This window comes from Pantoea sp. GABEPS69 (assembly GCF_045780835.1).
GTDB classification, from domain to species: Bacteria; Pseudomonadota; Gammaproteobacteria; order Enterobacterales; family Enterobacteriaceae; genus Pantoea; species Pantoea septica.
Window position 1 is genome coordinate 1,925,766 of sequence record NZ_CP118618.1, and the last position, 21,646, is coordinate 1,947,411.

General features: G+C 56.7%; 24 protein-coding genes and 1 pseudogene. 15 read left to right on the top strand and 10 right to left on the bottom strand.

The genetic code is table 11. The features are described 5' to 3' along the window. The first annotated feature begins 140 nt into the window (after positions 1 to 140). A complete protein-coding gene (locus PVE98_RS09495) occupies positions 141 to 416 on the top strand; it encodes a hypothetical protein (RefSeq protein WP_096073221.1) in 276 nt (91 codons plus the stop codon). An 88-nt stretch (positions 417 to 504) separates the two neighbouring features. Here the strand turns inward: PVE98_RS09495 and PVE98_RS09500 are convergent, their stop codons facing one another. The 3 genes from PVE98_RS09500 to pspF form a co-directional block, all read right to left on the bottom strand. Then, complete coding sequence (locus tag PVE98_RS09500; protein WP_313620384.1) at positions 505 to 876, bottom strand: DUF4440 domain-containing protein; 372 nt, start codon at positions 874 to 876, stop codon at positions 505 to 507. Between the two features lie 84 nt (positions 877 to 960). Then, positions 961 to 1,521, bottom strand: a complete 561-nt coding sequence (locus tag PVE98_RS09505; RefSeq protein WP_096073219.1) for a hypothetical protein — start codon at positions 1,519 to 1,521, stop codon at positions 961 to 963. A gap of 366 nt (positions 1,522 to 1,887) precedes the next feature. Next, positions 1,888 to 2,877 (bottom strand): phage shock protein operon transcriptional activator, encoded by a 990-nt coding sequence (gene pspF, locus PVE98_RS09510; protein WP_096073904.1) that lies wholly within the window; start codon positions 2,875 to 2,877, stop codon positions 1,888 to 1,890. A gap of 163 nt (positions 2,878 to 3,040) precedes the next feature. On the opposite strand from pspF, the gene pspA reads away from it, so the two are divergent. The 7 genes from pspA (at position 3,041) to tyrR (ending at position 8,782) form a co-directional block, all read left to right on the top strand. After that, complete coding sequence (gene pspA / locus PVE98_RS09515; protein WP_333620695.1) at positions 3,041 to 3,706, top strand: phage shock protein PspA; 666 nt, start codon at positions 3,041 to 3,043, stop codon at positions 3,704 to 3,706. A gap of 36 nt (positions 3,707 to 3,742) precedes the next feature. Beyond that, complete coding sequence (pspB, locus tag PVE98_RS09520) at positions 3,743 to 3,967, top strand: envelope stress response membrane protein PspB (protein ID WP_033746941.1); 225 nt, start codon at positions 3,743 to 3,745, stop codon at positions 3,965 to 3,967. Beyond that, positions 3,964 to 4,311, top strand: a complete 348-nt coding sequence (gene pspC / locus PVE98_RS09525) for an envelope stress response membrane protein PspC (RefSeq protein WP_096073218.1) — start codon at positions 3,964 to 3,966, stop codon at positions 4,309 to 4,311. The genes pspB and pspC overlap by 4 nt, the downstream gene beginning before the upstream one ends. A 56-nt stretch (positions 4,312 to 4,367) precedes the next feature. Next, positions 4,368 to 4,613 carry a phage shock protein PspD gene (gene pspD, locus PVE98_RS09530; RefSeq protein ID WP_033746947.1) on the top strand — a complete coding sequence of 82 codons (246 nt, stop codon included), beginning with the start codon at positions 4,368 to 4,370 and terminating at the stop codon, positions 4,611 to 4,613. Then, positions 4,597 to 5,991, top strand: coding sequence for a YcjX family protein (locus tag PVE98_RS09535; protein ID WP_096073217.1), 1,395 nt, complete (start codon positions 4,597 to 4,599; stop codon positions 5,989 to 5,991). The genes pspD and PVE98_RS09535 overlap by 17 nt, the downstream gene beginning before the upstream one ends. Next, positions 5,988 to 7,055 (top strand): TIGR01620 family protein, encoded by a 1,068-nt coding sequence (locus PVE98_RS09540; RefSeq protein WP_096073216.1) that lies wholly within the window; start codon positions 5,988 to 5,990, stop codon positions 7,053 to 7,055. Before PVE98_RS09535 ends, PVE98_RS09540 begins: the two co-directional genes overlap by 4 nt. A gap of 146 nt (positions 7,056 to 7,201) precedes the next feature. After that, positions 7,202 to 8,782 carry a transcriptional regulator TyrR gene (gene tyrR, locus PVE98_RS09545; RefSeq protein WP_033790210.1) on the top strand — a complete coding sequence of 527 codons (1,581 nt, stop codon included), beginning with the start codon at positions 7,202 to 7,204 and terminating at the stop codon, positions 8,780 to 8,782. Positions 8,783 to 8,799: 17 nt separating this feature from the next. On the opposite strand, the gene tpx is transcribed toward tyrR, so the two are convergent. Next, a complete protein-coding gene (gene tpx / locus PVE98_RS09550; protein WP_096073215.1) occupies positions 8,800 to 9,303 on the bottom strand; it encodes a thiol peroxidase in 504 nt (167 codons plus the stop codon). Between the two features lie 142 nt (positions 9,304 to 9,445). Between tpx and ycjG the strand changes: the two genes are divergently transcribed. Then, positions 9,446 to 10,429 carry an L-Ala-D/L-Glu epimerase gene (ycjG, locus tag PVE98_RS09555; RefSeq protein ID WP_096073214.1) on the top strand — a complete coding sequence of 328 codons (984 nt, stop codon included), beginning with the start codon at positions 9,446 to 9,448 and terminating at the stop codon, positions 10,427 to 10,429. Here the strand turns inward: ycjG and mpaA are convergent. Continuing rightward, positions 10,404 to 11,111, bottom strand: coding sequence for a murein tripeptide amidase MpaA (gene mpaA / locus PVE98_RS09560; protein WP_096073213.1), 708 nt, complete (start codon positions 11,109 to 11,111; stop codon positions 10,404 to 10,406). The two genes, ycjG and mpaA, sit on opposite strands and share 26 nt — an antisense overlap. 156 nt (positions 11,112 to 11,267) lie before the next feature. On the opposite strand from mpaA, the gene PVE98_RS09565 reads away from it, so the two are divergent. The 3 genes from PVE98_RS09565 (at position 11,268) to PVE98_RS09575 (ending at position 14,443) form a co-directional block, all read left to right on the top strand. Next, a complete protein-coding gene (locus tag PVE98_RS09565; protein WP_407568587.1) occupies positions 11,268 to 12,887 on the top strand; it encodes an ABC transporter substrate-binding protein in 1,620 nt (539 codons plus the stop codon). Between the two features lie 119 nt (positions 12,888 to 13,006). Next, complete coding sequence (gene zntB / locus PVE98_RS09570) at positions 13,007 to 13,990, top strand: zinc transporter ZntB (protein ID WP_033746969.1); 984 nt, start codon at positions 13,007 to 13,009, stop codon at positions 13,988 to 13,990. Positions 13,991 to 14,296: 306 nt separating this feature from the next. Continuing rightward, entirely contained in the window at positions 14,297 to 14,443 is a 147-nt protein-coding gene (locus PVE98_RS09575; RefSeq protein ID WP_187143635.1) for a hypothetical protein, read from the top strand. 50 nt (positions 14,444 to 14,493) lie between these two features. Here PVE98_RS09575 and ttcA read toward each other — a convergent pair whose 3' ends face one another. Together ttcA and PVE98_RS09585 are read right to left on the bottom strand one after the other, a co-directional pair. Then, entirely contained in the window at positions 14,494 to 15,423 is a 930-nt protein-coding gene (gene ttcA, locus PVE98_RS09580) for a tRNA 2-thiocytidine(32) synthetase TtcA (protein WP_033746970.1), read from the bottom strand. A gap of 73 nt (positions 15,424 to 15,496) precedes the next feature. After that, positions 15,497 to 15,627: pseudogene (locus PVE98_RS09585) on the bottom strand (hypothetical protein); the annotation flags it as partial. Between the two features lie 408 nt (positions 15,628 to 16,035). Here PVE98_RS09585 and PVE98_RS09590 point away from each other — a divergent pair. Next, the gene (locus PVE98_RS09590) at positions 16,036 to 16,215 is read left to right on the top strand and encodes a general stress protein (protein ID WP_009092874.1); all 180 of its coding nucleotides are present in this window, start codon (positions 16,036 to 16,038) and stop codon (positions 16,213 to 16,215) included. Between the two features lie 814 nt (positions 16,216 to 17,029). Here PVE98_RS09590 and PVE98_RS09595 read toward each other — a convergent pair. Next, positions 17,030 to 17,587 carry a diguanylate cyclase gene (locus PVE98_RS09595; RefSeq protein ID WP_096073211.1) on the bottom strand — a complete coding sequence of 186 codons (558 nt, stop codon included), beginning with the start codon at positions 17,585 to 17,587 and terminating at the stop codon, positions 17,030 to 17,032. Between the two features lie 756 nt (positions 17,588 to 18,343). On the opposite strand from PVE98_RS09595, the gene PVE98_RS09600 reads away from it, so the two are divergent. Beyond that, entirely contained in the window at positions 18,344 to 18,526 is a 183-nt protein-coding gene (locus PVE98_RS09600) for a general stress protein (protein ID WP_096073210.1), read from the top strand. Between the two features lie 157 nt (positions 18,527 to 18,683). After that, on the top strand, positions 18,684 to 18,923 hold the full coding sequence (locus tag PVE98_RS09605) for a hypothetical protein (protein WP_127908378.1): 240 nt from the start codon (positions 18,684 to 18,686) through the stop codon (positions 18,921 to 18,923). Positions 18,924 to 19,185: 262 nt separating this feature from the next. Here PVE98_RS09605 and PVE98_RS09610 read toward each other — a convergent pair whose 3' ends face one another. Next, positions 19,186 to 20,394, bottom strand: a complete 1,209-nt coding sequence (locus PVE98_RS09610) for an MFS transporter (protein ID WP_222707487.1) — start codon at positions 20,392 to 20,394, stop codon at positions 19,186 to 19,188. A gap of 292 nt (positions 20,395 to 20,686) precedes the next feature. Further along, positions 20,687 to 21,460, bottom strand: coding sequence for a membrane protein (locus PVE98_RS09615; protein ID WP_033746978.1), 774 nt, complete (start codon positions 21,458 to 21,460; stop codon positions 20,687 to 20,689). Positions 21,461 to 21,646 lie beyond the last annotated feature (186 nt).

Sequence of the window (21,646 nt, forward strand, 5' to 3'; positions counted from 1 at the left end):
GAGTGTATCGCAAAGGCGGCGATGTCCCAAAATATGGTGACGCGGCTGGGGGGATTTTCGCCAGAGAGCAGAAAATAGACACACCCTTGCTGTGGTAATGAGAAAAATTCTCAATTAGAGCTTTACAAGTGAGAACAAGAATGATTATTATTTCATTGCGCTTCAGCGGTGGCTCTACCGGTGAAGAGCACGACATTGCTCACATTGCTTCCAGTATTGTTGCCCGCGCAAGCGGGCTTTTTTTTTTGCCGCTATCTTTTGCGCTGCTGCATGAAGGGGAAGCAATGATGGCTCGAACTGGCAATCGCTGTGTGATCACTGAAGACGGTCAGTACATTGCTGGAGATGAGCTGGAGAATGTCGTGGTGCCTGGCAAAATCACTTATGGGATTGGTAACGGCTGGCATGATGGCTGATAAATGTAGGGGTACGCTTTGGACATATAGCAGACATATCTGCGGACAACGTCCGCTATGAGCGAGAAGCGGACATTGTATCTGGCATCTATACGCTCCCTGCCTCTGGCGTTCCTTGGTGGAATACCAATTTCCATTGCCCGTTCGCAGAAAATTCCCAGTATGAAGAACGTAGGGTTGCACGACTGCCATCTGGATTAACAGTTCTGTAGTGCAATGTTGCGAAATTATTCCCAACGCTGATAAGCCGGTAATCACGACTAAGAATAGCCGGAACATTAACTTCACTTAAAAGCGCTTCAATAGTTTGAGTACGATCAACGACTACACCTGAGCGTCTTATTTCGCTAAATCTTTCGTGGAGTATCTGTTCAAGCCATACCCGATCTTTCGGCCTGCTGCTATGAAGAGAGCATTCAAGTCTTTTTAGCGTCTCCAGGAGCATAGTGTTTGTCCTCATCACAATCGAACATTAACTCTTCAGGCAATAATTGCTGGAATGCAACGTCCGCGTCGGCCGAAGACTGCGAGGGGCCCCCCTTCTTCAAATCGGGATGCCCGTTTTAAGATCGAGCTTAAAAGGTTCCCAACCTCCTGGCGGGTCCCACTCTCCCAGGCCCAGCACCGTCTCATTCTCTATCGATGTAATGATCACGCCATCAATGGCGCACTGCCTAGATTTCCAGAGAATGCCCGCAGCAATATCCATCAGAAAAACGTGGCAGTAAGTGGTGACTAGAACCCGATTATGTAGCCTGTCAGAATGGATGTCAGGAACTGAATAAATATGGCCAACGTAATCACCTAGTGGATGGCTTCTGAACAAGTGTGTGGTCATCTCAACAACATGAAAGTGGTCGCCACAAATGATTGCCGCCTGGGATTCATTCAGTAGGAAATCACAAAAGGCGCTGGAAATCAGCCAGCCATCCTCGTCGGCACGTAAATATAACTGTAAAATCGCAATGGGCTCACCGCCTTTACTGATTAACAGTCGTCGATCCTTTTCTCCATTAGCGCCAAAGGGATTGACGTCGATGATCGAAACACCGTCCCTTTCATCACCGGGCTTAGGCTGTTCAAGCCAAGTCGCTTGCAATGTCATTGAGTATCCAAAGTGTGAACAGCAGAAGAACACATACTACTTTACAAGCTGATGTCACGACAGCGCCTTAGGTTGCCATATTGCGCTGACCGGGCCCCGCGGATGAGTACATTCAAGTGTCAACAACGTCCGCTCTTGGCACAAAGCGGACTATCGCTTCAAGGCACTTTCGTCGAGGGGCTAGAAGCGCTGGATAAAATTACGTTTCCAACCGTAAGACTGCGGGGCTAGAAAATGCCTCGGTAAGAGACAAAAAACCTTCCCCAAAATTATCTTAATAAGTAGTAAAAACAGGCAGTTAAATAATTAAAATAAAGCGCAAAAAGATACGTAATTTTGAATCAATCTTTTGATTTAAATATAAAATTACTCTCTTTCTATCCCGTGCTTCTTCATCATCGCCCGCAGCTGATGATAGGTCACGCCCAGCAGCTCCGCGGCGCGGCGCTGATTATATTTCGCCTGCTGCAGGCTGGCTTCTACCAGCGCGCGCTCCTGCTGGTTCTGCCACAGCCGCAAATCAAGCGGCAAAGCGGGCAGGGAGCCTGAAGAGTCATCCGGCGCGGCGGCCGTCGGCTGCGTGCGCGGCGCAAAGGGATTGATAATAATCCGGTCGAGCGGCTCGTCGCTGCTGTGATGACGGTACACCGAACGCTCCACCACGTTTTTTAGCTCGCGCACGTTGCCAGGCCACTGATACCCCAGCAGCGTCTCCTGCGCCTCGGGCGTAAAGCCCGGAAACAGCGGCAGCCCCAGCTCGCGGCACATCTGAATAGCGAAATGCTCCGCCATCACCAGAATGTCGCTGCGCCGCTCGCGCAAAGGCGGCAGCTGCACCACGTCAAAGGCGAGGCGGTCAAGCAGGTCGGCGCGGAATTTCCCCGCCGCCGCCAGCGCGGGCAGATCCTCGTTGGTGGCGCACACCAGCCGCACGTTAACCTGCAACGCGTGATTGCCGCCGACGCGCTCCAGCTGGCCATACTCGATGACGCGCAGCAGCTTCTCCTGCACCAGCATCGGCGCCGTCGCCAGCTCGTCGAGAAACAGCGTGCCGCCATCCGCCCGCTCGAAGCGGCCCAGATGGCGCTTCTGCGCGCCGGTAAAGGCGCCCGCCTCATGGCCGAACAGCTCGGAGTCGAGCAGATTTTCGTTCAGCGCGGCGCAGTTAAGCGAAATAAAGGGGCCCTGCCAGCGGTCGGAGAGGTAGTGCAGACGGCTGGCGATCAGCTCTTTGCCGGTGCCGCGTTCTCCTACCACCAGCACCGGCTTCTCCAGCGGCGCCAGCATGGATACCTGCTCGAGAACTTCGAGAAAGTTATTGGATTCGCCTAACAGGTTATCATTGCTGTCTGCCATGATGAAATTCACCACCTCTTAATCAATTTAACTACCTTACGCGACCTGCGTGACGCTGTAAAATATAAATGGCTATATAAATCAGAAGGATAAAAACTGGCACGCCTTTTGAATATAACAATCAGCGCATGGCGCACCAACATAATCAAAGAGGAACATCATTATGGGTATTTTTTCTCGTTTCGCCGACATCGTTAACGCCAACATCAATTCGCTGCTGGAGCGTGCGGAAGATCCGCAGAAACTGGTACGCCTGATGATTCAGGAAATGGAAGACACGCTGATTGAAGTACGTTCCACTTCGGCGCGCGCGCTGGCGGAGAAAAAACAGCTGAACCGCCGCATCGAACAGGCGGAAATCCAGCAGGCTGAATGGCAGGAAAAAGCGGAGCTGGCGCTGCGCAAAGAAAAAGATGACCTGGCGCGTGCGGCGCTGATCGAAAAACAGAAGCTGACTGACCTGATCGCCTCGCTGCAGCAGGAAGTGGTTCACGTTGAAGAGACGCTGGAGCGCATGAAGGGCGAAATCGGCGAGCTGGAGAAAAAGCTGAGCGAAACCCGCGCTCGTCAGCAGGCGCTGACCCTGCGTCATCAGGCCGCTTCTACTTCGCGCGACGCGCGTCGTCAGCTCGACAGCGGCAAGCTGGATGAAGCCATGGCGCGCTTTGAATCTTTTGAGCGCCGCATCGACCATATGGAAGCAGAAGCGGAAAGCCAGCGTTTCGGCAAGTCGAAATCGCTGGACGCGCAGTTCGCCGATCTGCAGGCCGATGATGAAATCAGCCAGCAGCTGGAAGCGCTGAAAGCCAAAATGAACCTTAGCGAATAACACTATTTGATCTGCGAGAGTGATTAAGGAGAGTCAATGAGCGCACTTTTTCTCGCTATACCGCTGACCATATTCGTGCTGTTTGTCGCGCCGATCTGGTTATGGCTGCACTACAGCAATCGCCGCAGCGGCAACGAACTGTCGGCAGGCGATCTTCAGCGCCTGCAGCAGCTGACGCAGGATGCGGAACGTATGCGCGACCGCATCCATGCGCTGGAGTCTATTCTGGACGCCGAGCATCCTAACTGGAGGCAGCCATGATTAAACGCAAGCTGTGGCGCAAGCCGGACGAAGGGAAGCTGATGGGCGTCTGCGCCGGCGTGGCGGAGTACCTGGATATTCCGGTGCGGCTGCTGCGCGTTATCGTGGTGCTGTCGCTGTTCTTCGGCCTGTTCGCGATTACCATCTGCGCCTACTTCATTCTGGGGTTCGTGCTTGACGTGAAACCGGCGGATGCCGAAGAGGGCGCGGCGAAGCCCAACGCCGGCGAACTGCTCGACCGGCTGGAAAGCGCGCTGCGTCGCGATGAGTACAGCGTGCGCGAGATCGAACGCTACGTCACTTCTGAAACCTTCAGCGTGCGCAGCCGCTTTCGCCAGATCTGACTTTCCCTGAACGGGGCCGCTTCGGCCCCGTTATACCCGTCAACCGGAGGTATACTTTGTTATATTCACGCACGTCTTCATTTCGCCGCCGCGCGACCCCCGCGTTGAAGTCGGTCGGGAAATTCATCATTATCAATGCCGTGAGCTATGGACCGGCCGGACTGACCGGCTGGGCGGTAAAATCGGTGGCGCGTCGCCCGCTGCGCATTCTGCTTTCCCTGGCGCTGGAGCCGTTGCTGCAGCGCGTCATGAAGCGGGCGGCGGCGCGCTTCATCAGGGAAAAAGATGATAAACAAGTCTGAACTACTGTCACTCCTCAACCGCGGCGCGGATCGTCATCTGCGCCTGGCGGTAACCGGCCTGAGCCGCAGCGGTAAAACCGCCTTTATCACTTCATTAGTTAACCAGCTGCTTAACGTGCACAGCGGCGCGCGGCTGCCGCTCTTTTCCGTAGTGCGCGACGAACGTCTGCTGGGCGTCAAGCGCATCCCGCAGCGCGATATGGGCACGGCGCGCTTCACCTACGACGAAGGGCTGGCGCAGCTCTACGGCACGCCGCCCGCCTGGCCGACCCCGACGCGCGGCGTCAGCGAAATGCGGCTGGCGCTGCGCTACCGCTCGCAGGATTCGCTGCTGCGTCACTTCAAAGAGAGTGCCACGCTCTATCTGGAAATCGTCGACTATCCCGGCGAATGGCTGCTCGATCTGCCGATGCTGGCGCAGGATTATGTCGACTGGTCGCGGCAGATGGTCGGGCTGCTGCAGGGCGATCGCGCCCAGTGGGCCCAGCCGTGGCGCGAACTCTGCGCCTCGCTCGATCCCTTTGCGCCCGCCGACGAAAACCGGCTGGCCGCCATCGCCGCCGCCTGGACCGACTATCTGCACCGCTGCAAAGCCGAAGGGCTGCACTTTATCCAGCCGGGGCGCTTTGTGCTGCCGGGCGAGATGGCGGGCGCGCCCGCGCTGCAGTTTTTCCCCTGGCCGCTGGCGGACGAGGCGGAACGCGGCAAGCTGGCGCAGGCTGACAAAGGCAGCAACTTCGCCATGCTGCAGCAGCGTTTTCGCTACTACTGTCAGCATGTGGTGAAGGATTTTTACCGCAATCACTTTTTGCGCTTCGACCGCCAGATCGTGCTGGTGGACTGCCTGCAGCCGCTGAACAGCGGCCCGCAGGCGTTTAACGATATGCGGCTGGCGCTGACTCAGCTGATGCAGAGTTTCCACTACGGGCAGCGCACCCTGTTCCGCCGGCTCTTTTCGCCGGTGATCGACAAGCTGCTGTTCGCCGCCACCAAAGCGGACCATATCACCGCCGATCAGCACGGCAATATGGTGTCGCTGCTGCAGCAGCTGGTGCAGGACGCGTGGCAAAACGCCGCCTTCGAAGGCATCAGCATGGACTGCGTCGGCCTGGCGTCGGTGCAGGCCACCCAGAGCGGACTGGTGGATCACCGCGGCGAAAAGATCCCGGCGCTGCGCGGCGAGCGGCTGGCGGACGGCGAGGCCCTGACCTTCTATCCAGGGGAAGTGCCGCCGCGCCTGCCGGGACACGCCTTCTGGCAGCAGCAGGGATTTCAGTTTGAACAGTTCCGGCCGCAGCCGCTCGATATCGATCGACCGCTGCCCCATATCCGCATGGACGCCGCGCTGGAATTTTTATTAGGAGACAAGCTGCGATGAACGACGAACAACTCAAGCCGCGTATCGATTTCGCCCGTCCGCTGGACGCCCCGCGCGAGCCTGCGCTGCGTCCGGCGCAGGCGTTCGACGGCGAGGCGCGGCAGGCGTTTCTCGCCGTCGACGAGCAGGCCGACGAGGTGGTGGAAGAGGGCGCGGGCGAGCGGGCGGTGGAGCAGGCGCTGCGGCCGAAGCGCAGCCTGTGGCGCCGGCTGGTCGGCGTGGGCGCGGCGCTGTTTGCCGCCAGCGTCGCGGCGCAGAGCGTGCAGTGGATGCACGACGCCTGGCTGACGCGCGACTGGTTTGCCCTCGGCAGCGGCACGGCGGGCGCCTTGATTGTGATTGCCGGCGTCGGCGCGCTGACCAGCGAGTGGCGCCGCCTCTATAAGCTGCGCGCCCGCGCCGAAACGCGCGACGTCGGTCGCGAACTGCTGCACAGCCATAGCGTCGGCAAAGGGCGCGCCTTCTGCGAAAAACTGGCGCAGCAGGCGGGGCTCGATCAGGCGCATCCGGCGCTGCAGCGCTGGCACGCGTCGCTGCATGAAACCCAGAACGACCGCGAAACCGTCACGCTCTACGCGCAGCTGGTGCAGCCGGTGCAGGATCGCCAGGCGCGACGCGAAATCGGCCGCCACGCCGCGGAGTCGACGCTGATGATCGCCGTCAGCCCGCTGGCGCTGGTGGATATGGCGTTTATCGCCTGGCGCAACCTGCGGCTAGTAAATCGCATCGCCGCCATCTACGGTATTGAACTGGGCTATTTCAGCCGGCTGCGGCTGTTCCGGCTGGTGCTGCTGAACATGGCGTTCGCCGGCGCGTCTGAGCTGGTGCGCGAAGTCGGCATGGACTGGATGTCGCAGGATATCGCCGCCCGGCTCTCTGCGCGCGCCGCGCAGGGCATCGGCGCCGGTCTGCTCACCGCGCGGCTCGGCATCAAGGCGATGGAGCTGTGCCGTCCGCTCCCCTGGCTGGAGGAGGATAAGCCGCGGCTGGGCGATTTTCGCCGCGATCTTATCAGCCAGCTTAAAGAGACGCTGCCGAAAAGCGGCGCGAAGCGCGAAGGCTAAGCGCTTTCCCCTGCTGGTGCGCCGCTGCTCGCGCGGCGCGCACCCCAGGCTGAACACCACTGTCAACTTTTGCTTCCACGCCTCTTCAGACCTGCCGCAAGTTAGCGTATTATCTCCAGATTCTTCACCTGACTAAGGCCATCGCAATGCGTCTTGAAGTCTTCTGCCAGGACCGCATCGGTCTGGCGCGCGAGCTGCTCGATCTGTTAGTCGCCCGTAACATCGATTTACGCGGCATTGAAATCGCGGCGCTCGGCCGTATTTACCTTAACTTCTCTGCGCTTGAATTCGACCAGTTCAGCAGCCTGATGGCGGAGATTCGCCGCACGCCCGGCGTGACCGACGTGCGCACCGTCGCCTATATGCCTTCGGAGCGGGAGCACCGCGCCCTGAGCGCGCTGCTGGTCGCCATGCCGGAGCCGGTTTTTTCTATCGATCTCAAAAGCAAGGTCGAGCTGGCTAACCCGGCGGCGCAAAACCTGTTCGACCTCGACGAGCAAAAGATTCGCAACCACAGCGCGGGCAACCTGATTAGCGGCTTCAACTTTCAGCGCTGGCTGGAGAGCGACCGCGTTGAGGCGCAGGCGCAGCATGTGGTGATCGACGGCCGCGACTTCCTGATGGAGGCGCGTCCCATCTACCTGACCGCCGACGAGGGCGCGGGCGACCAGCCGGTCGGCGCGATGGTGATGCTGAAATCCACCGCCCGCATGGGACGTCAGCTGCAAAACCTGGTGGTGACCGACGAGTCGGAGTTCGACCATATCATCGCCGTAACGCCGAAGATGCGTCAGGTGATCGACCAGGCGCGCAAGCTGGCGATGCACGATGCGCCGCTGCTGATCGTCGGCGATACCGGCACCGGCAAAGATATGCTGGCGCGCGCCTGCCACCTGCGCAGCGCGCGCGGCAAGAAGCCGTTCCTGGCGCTTAACTGCGCCTCGCTGCCGGACGACGTCGCGGAGAGCGAACTTTTCGGCCATGCCGCCGGCGCCTATCCCAACGCGTTAGAGGGGAAAAAGGGCTTCTTCGAGCAGGCCAACGGCGGCTCGGTGCTGCTCGACGAGATTGGTGAAATGTCGCCGCGCATGCAGACCAAGCTGCTGCGCTTTCTCAACGACGGCACTTTCCGCCGCGTCGGGGAAGAGCATGAGGTGCATGTCGACGTGCGCGTCATCTGCGCCACGCAGAAGAACCTGATCGAGCTGGTGCAGCGCGGCGAGTTCCGCGAAGATCTCTTTTACCGTCTGAACGTGCTGACGCTGCATCTGCCGCCGCTGCGCGAGCGCCCGCTCGATATCCTGCCGCTAACCGAGATGTTTGTGGCGCGCTTTGCCGACGAGCAGGGCATTCCGCGTCCGCGCCTCTCGCCGCAGCTTAACGGCCTGCTGACGCGCTACAACTGGCCGGGCAATGTGCGCCAGCTGAAGAACGCGCTCTATCGCGCGCTGACGCAGCTGGAGGGGCATGAGCTGCGCCCGCAGGATATCGTGCTGCCAGAGCAGGCGCTGGACGCCTCGCTGGGCGAAGAGGCGATGGAGGGCACGCTCGACGAGATCACCAGCCGCTTCGAGCGTTCCGTGCTCACCCGTCTTTATCTCTCCTATCCCAGCACCCGTAAGCTGGCGAAACGCCTTGGCGTCTCGCATACGGCTATTGCCAACAAGCTGCGTGAGTATGGATTAGGACAGAGGCGCGGCGAGCAGGAAGAGAAAAACGGCGGCTAATCGCCGCCGGGGTTACGCTATTTCAGTACGGCCAGCGCCGCGTCGTAATCGGGTTCCGTAGTGATCTCGTCGACCAGCTGGCTGTACAACACCTTGTCATGCTCGTCCACCACCACCACCGCGCGCGCCGTCAGGCCCGCCAGCGCGCCAGCAGCAATCGCCACGCCGTAATCCTGTTTGAATTCCGCGCCGCGCAGCGTCGAGAGCGTCACAACGTTATTCAGGTTGTCGGCGCCGCAAAAGCGCGACTGCGCAAAAGGCAGATCGGCTGAGACGCAAAGCACCACCGTGTTGGTCAGCTCGCTGGCCAGCTGGTTAAAGCGGCGCACCGAGGCGGCGCAGACGCCGGTGTCGACACTGGGAAAAATATTCAGAACCTTGCGTTTTCCTGCATACTCAGAGAGCGACACGTCGGAGAGATTTTTCGCCACCAGCGAAAAGGCTTTAGCCTGCTCGCCTGCCTGGGGAAAGTGACCAGCAACCTCAACCGGGTTGCCCTGAAAATGAACAGTGTGAGACATAGCGATTCCTTAAACGTCAGATAACTGGCTACAGGTAAGTATGGTTTCAAAAAAGGTTTATGACATATCTATAAAAGACTTACGAGCGGAAAACGCAGATTATCCGAGACGACGCGCAGTTATCGTATGACATGGAGAGAGTATGAGAACGGTAAAAAGCTATCCCGAGTCCTGGCCGCTGCATACCCCTTTTGTCATCGCCCGCGGCAGCCGCACCGAAGCGAAAGTGGTGGTGGTAGAGATTGAAGAGAATGGCGTCAAAGGCACCGGCGAGGCGACGCCCTATGCGCGCTACGGCGAAACCGAAGCCTCGGTGCTGGCGCAGATCGCCGAGATCCTGCCGACGCTGCAGCAGGGCATGACGCGCGACGCCCTCCAGCGGGCGATGCCGGCCGGCGCGGCGCGCAACGCTATCGATAGCGCGCTGTGGGATCTGCAGAGCCGCCAGCAGCGTCAGGATCTCTGGGCGCTGAACGGCGTTGCGGCGCCCGCAGAGGTGGTGACGGCGCAGACCGTCAGCATCGATACCCCTGAAGCGATGGCGAGCAGCGCCCGGGCGCTCTGGCAGCATGGCGCGACGCTGCTGAAAATCAAACTGGACGACTCCTTTATCACCGAGCGGCTGGTGGCGATCCGCACGGCGGTGCCGCAGGCGACGCTGATTGTCGACGCCAACGAGTCCTGGCAGGCCGAAGGGCTGGCGGCGCGCTGCCAGCTGCTGGCGGATCTGGAGGTGGCGATGCTGGAGCAGCCGCTGCCCGCCGGACAGGATGCGGCGCTGGCGAACTTTATCCATCCGCTGCCGATCTGCGCCGACGAAAGCTGCCATACCCGCGACAGCCTGCCTGCGCTGCAGGGACGCTACGAGATGGTGAATATCAAGCTGGATAAAGCGGGCGGGCTGACCGAAGCGCTGGCGCTGGCGGCAGAGGCGAAGGCGCTTGGACTGGAGGTAATGCTCGGCTGCATGATCTGCACCTCGCGCGCGATTCATGCCGCGCTGCCGCTGGCGCCGGCGGCGCGCTTCGCCGATCTCGACGGGCCGACCTGGCTGGCGGTGGATGTCGAGCCCGCCATTCAGGTCAGCGCCGGCAAAGTGGTTATCGCTGCCAGCGCAGCAGGCTGATCATCGGCTCCAGATAGCGCTCTGTCGCTTCATCCACTGAAATCGCCGGCATTTCGGCGGTTATGCAGGGCAGGCCGAGGTCGTTGCACCAGCTGCCGAACGAGCCGGGCGTGTCGTAACCGACGCTGCCCACCAGCGGCAGCGCGGTCTGCTGCGCCAGCCAGTGGCCGAGCTCGCTGCTGCGCGGATCGTCGATGCAGGCCAGCGGCTCGTGCCAGGAGACCACCCAGCGCGGCTTCAGCCCGTGGATCAGCTCGCACAGCGCCTGGGTCTCCGGCTCGGAGCCGGGCCGCTCCCCGGTCGAGAGCAGCACGTCGCGCGCTTCGGCGGCGCTGTTCCAGCGATAGACCGTCTCGCCGCTCTGCCAGTTGGCCGCCGGAAAGTTGCGGTTAAGATCGACGCCGTGCGCGTTGGCGCGCAGGCCCAGCTGACAGCCGTCCGGATTGACCGCCAGCACCACGTGATGACGGCGCAGCCGGTCCGGCAGCGTGCGCATCGCGGCGGACAGAGTGGCGACGGCGGCGTTTTCATCGCCATGAGTGCCCGCCAGGATCAGCCCGCTGTCGCTATCGGCGGCCGGCGCGGGAAACCAGAGCAGCGGCGCACCCAGCACGCTGTCGCCGTAGCGCTGATACGGAATCTCAAGTTTGCCGCGTCGTGGTCGCGGGTGTAACACCGTCATCGGCTTTCTCCTTTATTGCCCTGTTCAGACAAAGTAGCGGAAAAGCCGCGCGCGGAAAATCGCTATTTATCCTTCAGGCATTTGCGCTACAGTGCCTGGGTCATGCTGCGCCCTGCAGTGCGTTGCGCAGCGCTTCATTAGGGTAAGGAAGTGAAGATGAAAAGCACATTTCGCAAGACGCTGACGGCGCTGATCCTCGCCGCCATCGCAAGTCCGGCGCTGGCGGCGCAGCTGCCGGCTGGCGCGCAGCTGGCCGCCCAGCAGGAGATTGTCCGCCATATCAAAGACGAGCCCGCCTCGCTCGATCCGATGAAAGCGGTCGGCCTGCCGGAAATTCAGGTAATCCGCGATCTCTTCGAAGGACTGACTAATCAGGATGCGCAGGGCAATATCGTGCCGGGCGTGGCCGAAAGCTGGAGCAGCAGCGACAATAAAACCTGGATCTTTACGCTGCGCGGCAATGCGAAATGGTCCAACGGCGAGCCGGTGACGGCGCAGGATTTCGTCTATAGCTGGCAGCGTCTGGTCGAGCCGAAAAACAGTTCGCCTTTTGCCTGGTTCGCCGGGCTGGCGGGCATCAGCAACGCGGGCGCGATAACCAAAGGCGAGATGCCGGCGGATCGGCTCGGCGTTAGCGCCGTCGACGCGCAGCATCTTAAAGTGACGCTGGATCGTCCGGTGCCCTGGTTCCCGGCGCTGGCGGCCAACGTGGCGCTCTTCCCGGTGCCGCAGCGCGTTATCGCCAGCGCAGGCGACGGCTGGACCGCGCCGGGCAAGCTGGTGGGCAACGGCGCCTATCAGCTGGAATCGCGCGTGGTGAATGAGAAAATTGTGCTGACGCGCAATCCGGCCTACTGGGACGACGCGCATTCGGTGCTGACCAAAGTGACTTGTATTCCCATCAACGAAGAGTCCAGCGCCACCAAGCGCTACCGCGCGGGCGATATCGATATCACCGAATCGTTCCCGAAAAACCTGTATGCGCAGCTGAAAAAAACGCTGCCGGGCGAGGTCTATACGCCTGACCAGCTCGGCACCTACTACTACGCCTTCAACACGCAAAAGGGCGCCACGGCGGATGCGCGCGTGCGCAAGGCGCTGTCATGGAGCATTGACCGCCGCATTATCGCGGAAAAAGTGCTGGGCACCGGCGAGAAGCCCGCCTGGCGCTTTACCCCCGACGTGACCGCAGGCTTCAAACCGGCGCAGTCGTATATCGAGCAACACAGCCAGCAGGAGCTTAACGCTCAGGCGAAGGCGCTGCTCACCGCGGCAGGCTACGGCCCAGGCCGACCGCTGCACCTGACGCTGCTCTACAACACCTCGGAAAGCCATCAGAAAATCGCTATCGCCGTCGCGTCGATGTGGAAGAAGAACCTCGGCGTTCAGGTTACGCTGCAGAATCAGGAGTGGAAGACCTATATCGACAGCCGCAACAGCGGCAATTTCGACGTGATCCGCGCCTCATGGGTCGGCGACTACAATGAGCCGTCTACCTTCCTCAGCCTGCTGACCAGCGGCAACAGCAGCAATATCGCGCGCTTCAGCAATGCTGACTACGACGCGGTGCTCGCCAGAGCGAGCGGCGAAACCCAGGCCGAGGCGCGCAATAGCGACTACAACAAGGCGGAGCAGATTCTGGCGGACCAGGCGCCGATCGCGCCGATCTATCAGTACACCAACGGCCGCCTGATCAAGCCGTGGGTGAAAGGCTATCCCATCAACAACCCTGAAGATGTCGCCTACAGCCGCGAGCTGTGGATCGAAAAGCACTAAGCCCTGCGCGGCCTGCCTGGCAGGCCGCCTGCAGACACCTTTGCTCACAGCCTGAGGATTGCAACTCAACCGCGCCGCGCTAGACTGTATCGTATTGATTTTTGTAGTGAGGCAAGTGAGTGAACGTCATTGAAGGCAAAGCGTTGCAGGTATCCGACGCCATAATCGCCTGCCAGCTTGATGGCAAGGGCGGCTTGATCCCCATCGAAGATAAGGACGTTATCCACTGCGAGCGTCCCTGCTGGCTGCATCTTAACTATACCCATCGTCAGAGCGCCGACTGGCTGCAGTCTACGCCGCTGATCCCCGACACGGTGCGCGACGCGCTGGCGGGCGACAGCATGCGGCCGCGCGTCAGCCGCCTTGGCGACGGCTTTATGATCGTACTGCGCAGCGTCAACCACAACGCCGACTCCCGGCCGGAACAGCTGGTGGCGATGCGGGTTTTTATCAACGACAAGCTGATCGTGTCGACGCGTCGCCGCAAGGTCTATGCAGTGGACGCGGTGCTGACCGATCTGCAGAACGGCAACGGTCCGGAAGATGGCGGCAGCTGGCTGGTGGATATCTGCGACGCGCTGACCGATCACGCCAGCGAATTTATCGAAGAGCTGCATGACAAAATTATCGTGCTGGAGGACGCGCTGCTGGACCAGCGCGTACCGGCGCGCGGCGAGCTGTCGCTGCTGCGCAAGCAGCTGATCGTGATGCGGCGCTATATGACGCCGCAGCGCGACGTCTATTCGCGCCTCGCCAGCGAGAAGCTGCCGTGGATGGATGACAGCGACCGCCGCCGTATGCAGGAGGTCTCCGACAGGCTAGGGCGCGGGCTGGACGATCTCGACGCCGGCGTGGCGCGCACCGCCGTGCTGGCCGATGAGGTCGCCTCGCAGATGGCGGAGGCGATGAACCGCCGCACCTACACCATGTCGCTGCTGGCGATGATCTTTCTGCCGACAACTTTTCTGACCGGGCTCTTCGGCGTTAACCTCGGCGGCATACCGGGCGCCAACTGGCATCTCGGCTTCAGCATGTTCTGTCTGCTGCTGCTGATTATGATTGTCGGCGTCGCTTGGTGGCTGAAACGGCGACGCTGGCTGTGACAATAATGTAATCAATCAGATGCAAAGGTTAACGTAAGGGCAATAATGCGCGGCAAAAGGCAAAAAGGGAAAAAAAGCTGATCGAGGTCAATACCCCTCCAGGGCAACAGCGGCAAACTCAGTTCCGCAGGTGAATGCAACGTCAAGCGATGGGCGTTGCGCTCCATATTGTCTTACTTCCTTTTTTAGAATTACTGCATAGCACATATTAATTCGATACGCCGGCCTTATCCGCCGGCTTTTTTTTTGCCCCTGCGGCTGAGTTATACCTATGCTTGAAGGACAACGACCACAGAGGAGCAGGGTATGACATCCATTTTCGCCAGCGATCCGATTCCCACCGATCCCGTCCCGATCCCCGAGCCAATACCGCAGCCGCCGCCGAGTCCGCAACCGGATCCGCAGCCAGAACCGGGCTATCCGCCAATCCTCGATCCGCTGCCGCACAGGTAAAAAAAGGGCGCGCTGACTGAACAGCGCGCCCTTTTTAGTTCGGCTGCGAATCAGGGCAGCTGCAGCACGTCGAGGCGTACCGCCGGTGCAGCATCGTCCTCTTCCTGCCAGCCGGCAGGCTGCACGGGCAGCGTTTCGCGGTCAAAGGCGAGATCGCCGCCGTCTACGACCGCATCGCCATGCTGGATGCCTTTAAAATCGAACAGCGCGGTATCCGCCAGGTGCGACGGCACGACGTTTTGCATCGCGCTGAACATCGTCTCAAGCCGTCCTGGATAGCGCTTATCCCAGTCGCGCAGCATATCGCCGATCACCTGCCGCTGCAGGTTCGGCTGCGAACCGCAAAGGTTGCACGGAATAATCGGGAACTTGCGCGCCTCAGAGAAGCGTACGATATCTTTTTCCCGGCAGTAGGCCAGAGGACGGATCACGATATGCTTGCCGTCGTCGCTCATCAGCTTCGGCGGCATGCCTTTCATTTTCCCGCCATAGAACATGTTCAAAAACAGCGTCTGCATAATGTCGTCGCGATGGTGGCCCAGCGCGATTTTCGTGCAGCCCAGCTCGGTGGCGGTACGATAGAGAATGCCGCGGCGCAGGCGCGAACAGAGCGAGCAGGTGGTTTTGCCTTCCGGGATTTTCTCTTTAACGATGGAGTAGGTGTCTTCCTCGACGATTTTGTATTCGACGCCCAGCGATTCCAGATATTCCGGCAGGATATGCCCCGGAAAGCCCGGCTGTTTCTGGTCGAGGTTGACCGCCACCAGCGAGAAGTTAACCGGCGCGCTCTGCTGCAGATTGCGCAGGATCTCCAGCAGCGTATAGCTGTCTTTGCCGCCTGACAGGCAGACCATAATGCGGTCGCCCTCTTCAATCATGTTGTAATCGGCGATAGCGGCGCCGACGTTGCGACGCAGGCGCTTCTGGAGTTTGTTGAGGTTGTACTGTTCTTTCTTGTCAACCGTTTGATTTTCTTGCATTAAGTTATATCTCAGCAACCAAAAGAGGGCAGATAACGCGCAGCGCTTCGGCGCGCCATCCTGCTATTCAGCATAGCCAGCAGGCAAAAGTATGCCGCGTATGGTACGGATTACGGCGGCGAATGCCAGCACGTTTTATCGCGACGTCTCAGCGTGAACCGATACGTTCCAACGCGGGCAGATACTGGAAAGCGAGTAAAAGGGGCAGGGGCTTATCTCCTGCCGCTGGGGTTGTGAGATCTGAAGGGACGAGACTACAGGAAGTATTGCCTGCGTAACATTAATGAAGTACAGAGGCATATAGCGGGATATCGGCTTTAATTTTTTATTAATTTTTAATAAGCGTAAAATTTTGTTAATCCCGTCTGCAGGTTGCTTTTTTATGTGGGCTCTGTAAAAGACTGCTTTTTATTTAAATTTATCTGCTTGTCGTTTGGCTTAATATCCCTCTTGATTCGACTCGCTTATTTAAATTTACCGCCTGGTTTACCTGATCTCGCTTGAAAATGGCGGCGTCTCTTCTAGAATAAAAACCGTAACACGAAAACGGCTGGCATAACTGATTTATGCTGGTTGCCATTTTTAATAGCACTATATATCCAGGAGGATAATATGGCCGAACATCGTGGTGGTTCAGGTAATTTTGCAGAGAATCCTGAAAAAGCATCAGAAGCAGGCAAAAAAGGCGGGCAGAACAGCGGTGGTAATTTCGCCAATGACCGCGAGAAAGCTTCCGAAGCGGGTAAAAAAGGTGGCCAAAACAGCCACGGCGGCGGGCGTAAGTCTGAATAATCAGTAAGATAAGAACTGATTAAACCGCAGGCCCCGGCATTCGTGCCGGGGCTTTGAGTTTGCTTTCTTTTAAACTGACTTCATAAGTTGCCAGGCAATATATTTGCATTGTATAGCATTGCGTTTACAAATTATTAATGGCCAACTACCTGGTATGAAAGCATGGGTTAAATGCCGTTCACATATTGAGTGGTATTATATTCCCACAAGATTTTCGGGAGATAAGTGGCGCTTTATCAAAAGGTTCGATTAAATATTTCGATTATTTATTATTGCGCAGTTTTTGTCTGAGAGGGGCATCAGGATTTAGCTCGCTTTTTTCGGCGTACGTAATGCATTTCAGAGTCGGTTTTTCGCTTTTGTTGTCGAAGGACGCGGCGACGGCCAAAAGCGGTAGCGGTTAACTATTTTCCTGGTGGCATAGATACTTAATGCGTGGATTTGGACGGGGGCTTTTCCATGCCATATTTATGCTCTGGTTCTGACTCGCTTTTTAGTCAGGCAGGTAATCCGTTACCATTATCAGAACATGTCGTTCGTTTGTAACGACTCCATAAAAAAGCCCGCGTTACACGGGCATGAATTCGTTCAAGGGGACAGGGAAATCCAGAATGCCAGACTTGCTGGCAAGGCCACCATACAGCGTTCAAGTCAAATAGATACCATTAGTCAGCGTTTGCCTAAAATTCAGCACTAAGTGGGGCTGGGACACCACAAAACTGCACGCGACAGGCTAGTTGGCATAGGCTCGTCAGCTGAACCTGAGGCCTTCAATGTGCCGAACGCATGTTTTTCATCGCAGAAACCAGCCTGTTTACGCTTTTTTATCCCGAGCTTTTTTAGCCCGTCTGTATTCTTCGAAGTAGGGAAGCATCTCCAGAAAAAAAATTGATATAAAGACAAACGCAATATAGCCCGTTGGTAGCGGATCTGGTCTTAGCGTTAGCTCATACCTTGCAGGTTCTTTACCAAATCCAAACAGTGCCTGAAACTGACCCCAGTGCCTTGAAATGACCAGCAGCAGAGCCATTAGCGGAACCATTTCAAGGAAGCTGTGTATGTGTTGCTCGACGGGAGAGACTTTCCTGGCTGTAACCGCATAACTAACATCCCACAGAGCTGTAGCTTCATGGCAGAAAAAAAGAACAATCATACTTAATATAACCAGCGCGTTAACATCCAGGAAAAATGCCGAGAGCAACGGAATACTCATCTCCAGAAACATAAGTATATGAATATAAGTCTCCTTTAAGCCTGTTGTCGTTTCAATATTCGTTGCTCGGTGACAAATCCAGTCAGCAAACCCGGCGATAAGCCACACGGGTAATACAAAGTAAAGTAACAGAAACATTTGTGGATCCAGTGGGTTCATATAAGCATCCTGTCGTTTTAAATTTCTGAGCATAACATTGCCAATCTGCCTGGGTTCGCCTGAATTTTCCAGGTTGAAGCTTAACCTGACATGCAGGATATGTTCATGCATCCTGCTAAATAGACCATCCTCATATTAGCTCACACTTTATACGAGCGGCTTAACATCGCTTGCAATCAACAGAATATAATTCTTATCCAGCTGATGTCAGAGACTCTGGTTCGCATTCCTGTGGCTGATTAAGGCTGGGTATTAGATCCGGTGTAACTGGAGTTAAAAAGGTTATTCGACCTTTTTAAATGCCAGGCGAACATCCCGAGGCATGATAATAAATGGCACTTCTGGCTATAAATGCGCTAATGAATGTATGTTTATGACTTAAGTTTCATGACTAAAATCTATCAATGAAAAACGGATGTTGTTTTTTTATCATAAAATCATCAGTTTGAATCAAATCTCAGTAACGATATGTGAAAGGAGCAGGTGATTATATCTGTTTTTATGATGGCCATTATTGTGAGTAATATCACATTATGGCACATTTTGCAAAATTGTACATCTGGCTATTATGTTGTACAAAAAGGCGGAAATTTTTGTGTTGCATGAGTTATTTATACTGATTGATAAAGGGGTGTTTATTATTAGCGTAACGGCTAACCGGCTGAGTTGTTGTATTTTCTGGTTGAATTTTTTCTATATCAAATCCATATTTCATTCATCCTGACTAAATAATCTTTTTAAGCCTGAGGTGATGATATGGGAAAACGTCGTGGTGGGGCAGGTAATTTCGCAGAAAACCCTGAGCGAGCCCGTGATGCGGGTCGTAAAGGTGGTCAAGTTAGCCGCGGTAATTTCAAATATGACAGAGAGCGTGCCGTCGAGGCTGGGCGAGCAGGCGGAAAGGTAAGCAAGAGAACGTCAAGCAATAGTATCGAGTAACTTTTTATCTGGTTGATATCATATCGACTGGTTACATTACCTATTTACTATTCCCTGTATTTACACTGTTAGTGTCATAAAAGTAGTGAGCATTTTTATTTTTTTTCGGGTGCAAAACAATTTTAAGCTGCGCCTGGACTAATAAGCCGGGGTGATTATGCATAATAGCGGCAACAGAAAACCGGCGGACCGTTTCAGAAATCATTATGCCAGCGACGAGGCTGAGGCTCGTGCTTTCATTATGGGCACAGTTGTTTATGAGCTGATAGATTCAGGAACAGTAATAAGCAGAAAATCTGTCTGTTGTAAATTGCTGGCAAGACTGGAACGCTGTGAAAGCCCGGAGGAAGAGCATTTATATTTCCGTATGATTCGATCGCTTTTTGGTCGCCATTAAACCGGCGGCAAGAAGGTGTAATAAATTCAGGTTGCGTTCTTCTTTCCTTATGGTTTTTCTGTGGTAAAGCGGGCAGTAAGAGTCAATTCAGCTGTACCTCACTGTATCGCAGTATGGCTCTCTGCCCGTAGTGCCTAATCAGCAGCGCTTCTTACGAGGGGTACAGATTAGCCTTTTGATTCAGTCAGAATCTTGATCTCCGCGTTTCTATGAGCCAGCAAAGGCACTGCGGCGTTAGCGTACTTCACTGTTACAGTCTCCGTTATGTGAGCTTAAGGCTATCTCGATTCATAAACCAGATCCCCAGCGCCAGCGCCAGAAATCCCGCCGCGCCGATCATGACCGCGCTCCAGCCGCCAGCGTGCCACAGTATGCCCGCCAGCGCTGATCCTATCGCCGCGCCGATAAAGTTAGAGACGACAAAGATGGTGCTCAGGCGACTACGCATCGCCGGATTAATTGAAATGATGCGTGTCTGATGCAACACGTTCAACGTCTGTACGGCGATATCGATCAGGATAATCGCCAGGATGATCAACCAGATGCTATTGCGGCCCCACGCGGCCACGCCGATAGCCACCAGGGCCAGTAACAGCGCCATGCCCGTCGCCGCCACCGAGTGACCCCGATCATGCAGAATGCCTGCCCGTCTGGCCATCAGCGCGCCGGCCAGTCCTGCCAGCCCCGTCAAGCCGATCTGGCTGACCGTATAAGAGTAGGGTGCAGCACTTAACAGAAACGTCAGGCTGGTCCAGAACATCGTGAAAACAAGAAAGCCGCAGGCAGCGATAAGCAGGGTGATACGCACCGTGGCGCTTTCCGCTATCACCGACAGCAGCGAGCGCATTAATGCACTGTAACTGAGATGCTGGCGAGGAATATCGGCTGGAAGCATACGCAGCATCAGAAACGCCAGGATGAAAGCGCCGCCCGCAGCGATAAAATAGACCGCACGCCAGCCGAGCAAATCGGCAATTACTCCGCTGACGGTTCTGGACAAGAGAATGCCGATAAGCATCCCTGAAATGATAGTGCCCAACACTTTTCCTAACTGCGACGGGCTCGCCAGATCGCCGGCAAACGGCGTCAAAAGCTGGCCAGCAACGGTCGTCAGCCCTGTCAGCGCCATCGCCGCCATCAGCAATGGCATAGAGGGCGCGACCGCTGTCAGACACAGAGAAAGCGCTGAGAGAAACAGGATGGCAGGAATAAGCCTGCGGCGATTCCGGATGTCACCCAGCGGCACCAGCAGCAAAATGCCAGTGGCATAACCTAACTGGGTGAAGGTGATTAGCATACTTGCTGAGTCTGGCTGAGCGCCAAATGAGAGGGCGATATCATTCAGCAGCGGCTGTGCCCAGTAGAGATTACCGACCGCCATCCCGCCAGTAATGGCAAACAGCAGGATAAGCATGCGGTTTAAAACTGACTTTTCAGACGTGTCGATATTTTCAGGGCTATTGATCTTCACTCAACCTCCATTTCATCCGTTACGGGCTCATTCCCCTGTCTTATGGCTCAGAAATCCCACTGCCGGACTGCGTAACTCGATCACCACTGAGGCGCGGCGCGGCAGAGGAGTTTCTCCAATGATGCGAGCCATATGATCCGGATGTTCAATAATAGCCTGCTCCGCCCTCGGCGTATGAGCCGCGCGATTTTTCCATCCCCCCAGATAATACAAAAGCCGCCATCGCTGGCGGCTTTAAAATAATCTCATCGCGATAAATAGTGTCAGCCAGGCTGCCGTTGGCGCTGTGCTATTAACTCGCGGTGGCGGTCTTCATCGCCGCACGCTGCGGCAACAGCCAGAGAAACGCAATAATAATCAGCGCCAGCGTCAGCGATGCGCTATAGCGGCTCAGCGCAAGGCCGCCCGATGCGACGGGCTTATCCAGGAAGTCGCCTACCACCGCGCCCAGCGGTCGGGTCAGGATAAAGGCAGCCCAGAACAGCGCGGTACGCGAAAGCGCGGTAAAGCGGCTGGCGGCCCAGATAACGGCCAGCGCGCCGACAAACAGCAGGATCCCGCCGTCGTAGCCCAGTCCTTCACTGTCTGCGGTCCAGTCGCCCAACGCCGTGCCCAGGGTTTGCGAGAACATAATGGTGACCCAGTAAAAGCACTCTGTCACGCCGTTGTTGACGGAATTCACGGCGATAGTGCCGCAGGTAATGCGCCAGATAAACAGCGAGAGAACCAGCAGCGTGCTCAGCAGCAGGGTGCCGCCCAGATAGCCTATCCCCAGCGAGCGATCGGCAAAGTCCGCCAGCGTGGTGCCAACGGTGGTGGTGGCAACCACGGTAAACCAGTAGATCCACTTATTAAAGCTGTCACGTTTAATCTGCACCACGACAGCGACTAAAAAGATAATGGCGAAAATCAGCGTACCGGTCAGGTAGCCCAGATTCATCGACATGGTCACCGCATCGCCGCCGGTTTCACCCAGCGTGGTTGCCGCGATTTTAGTTAACCAGAAGGCCAGAGTAACGGCAGGTACTTTGCTGAGGGATTGAGAATCTGCGATCTTATTTTGCATGAGGGTAGGCTCCGGAAAAGCCCGAATTGGGCTAATACAGTGAACACTTTATAAGATTATTCTTAAGTGAAGATTAAGCGCTATGAATGTTTAAGCGAAATTATGAGGCATACAGCAGCTGTTTTAGGGCGGTCAAAGAGAGATGTCTGCCGTTTCCGCCAGCTGCGTCGACTGGACGCAGGGACA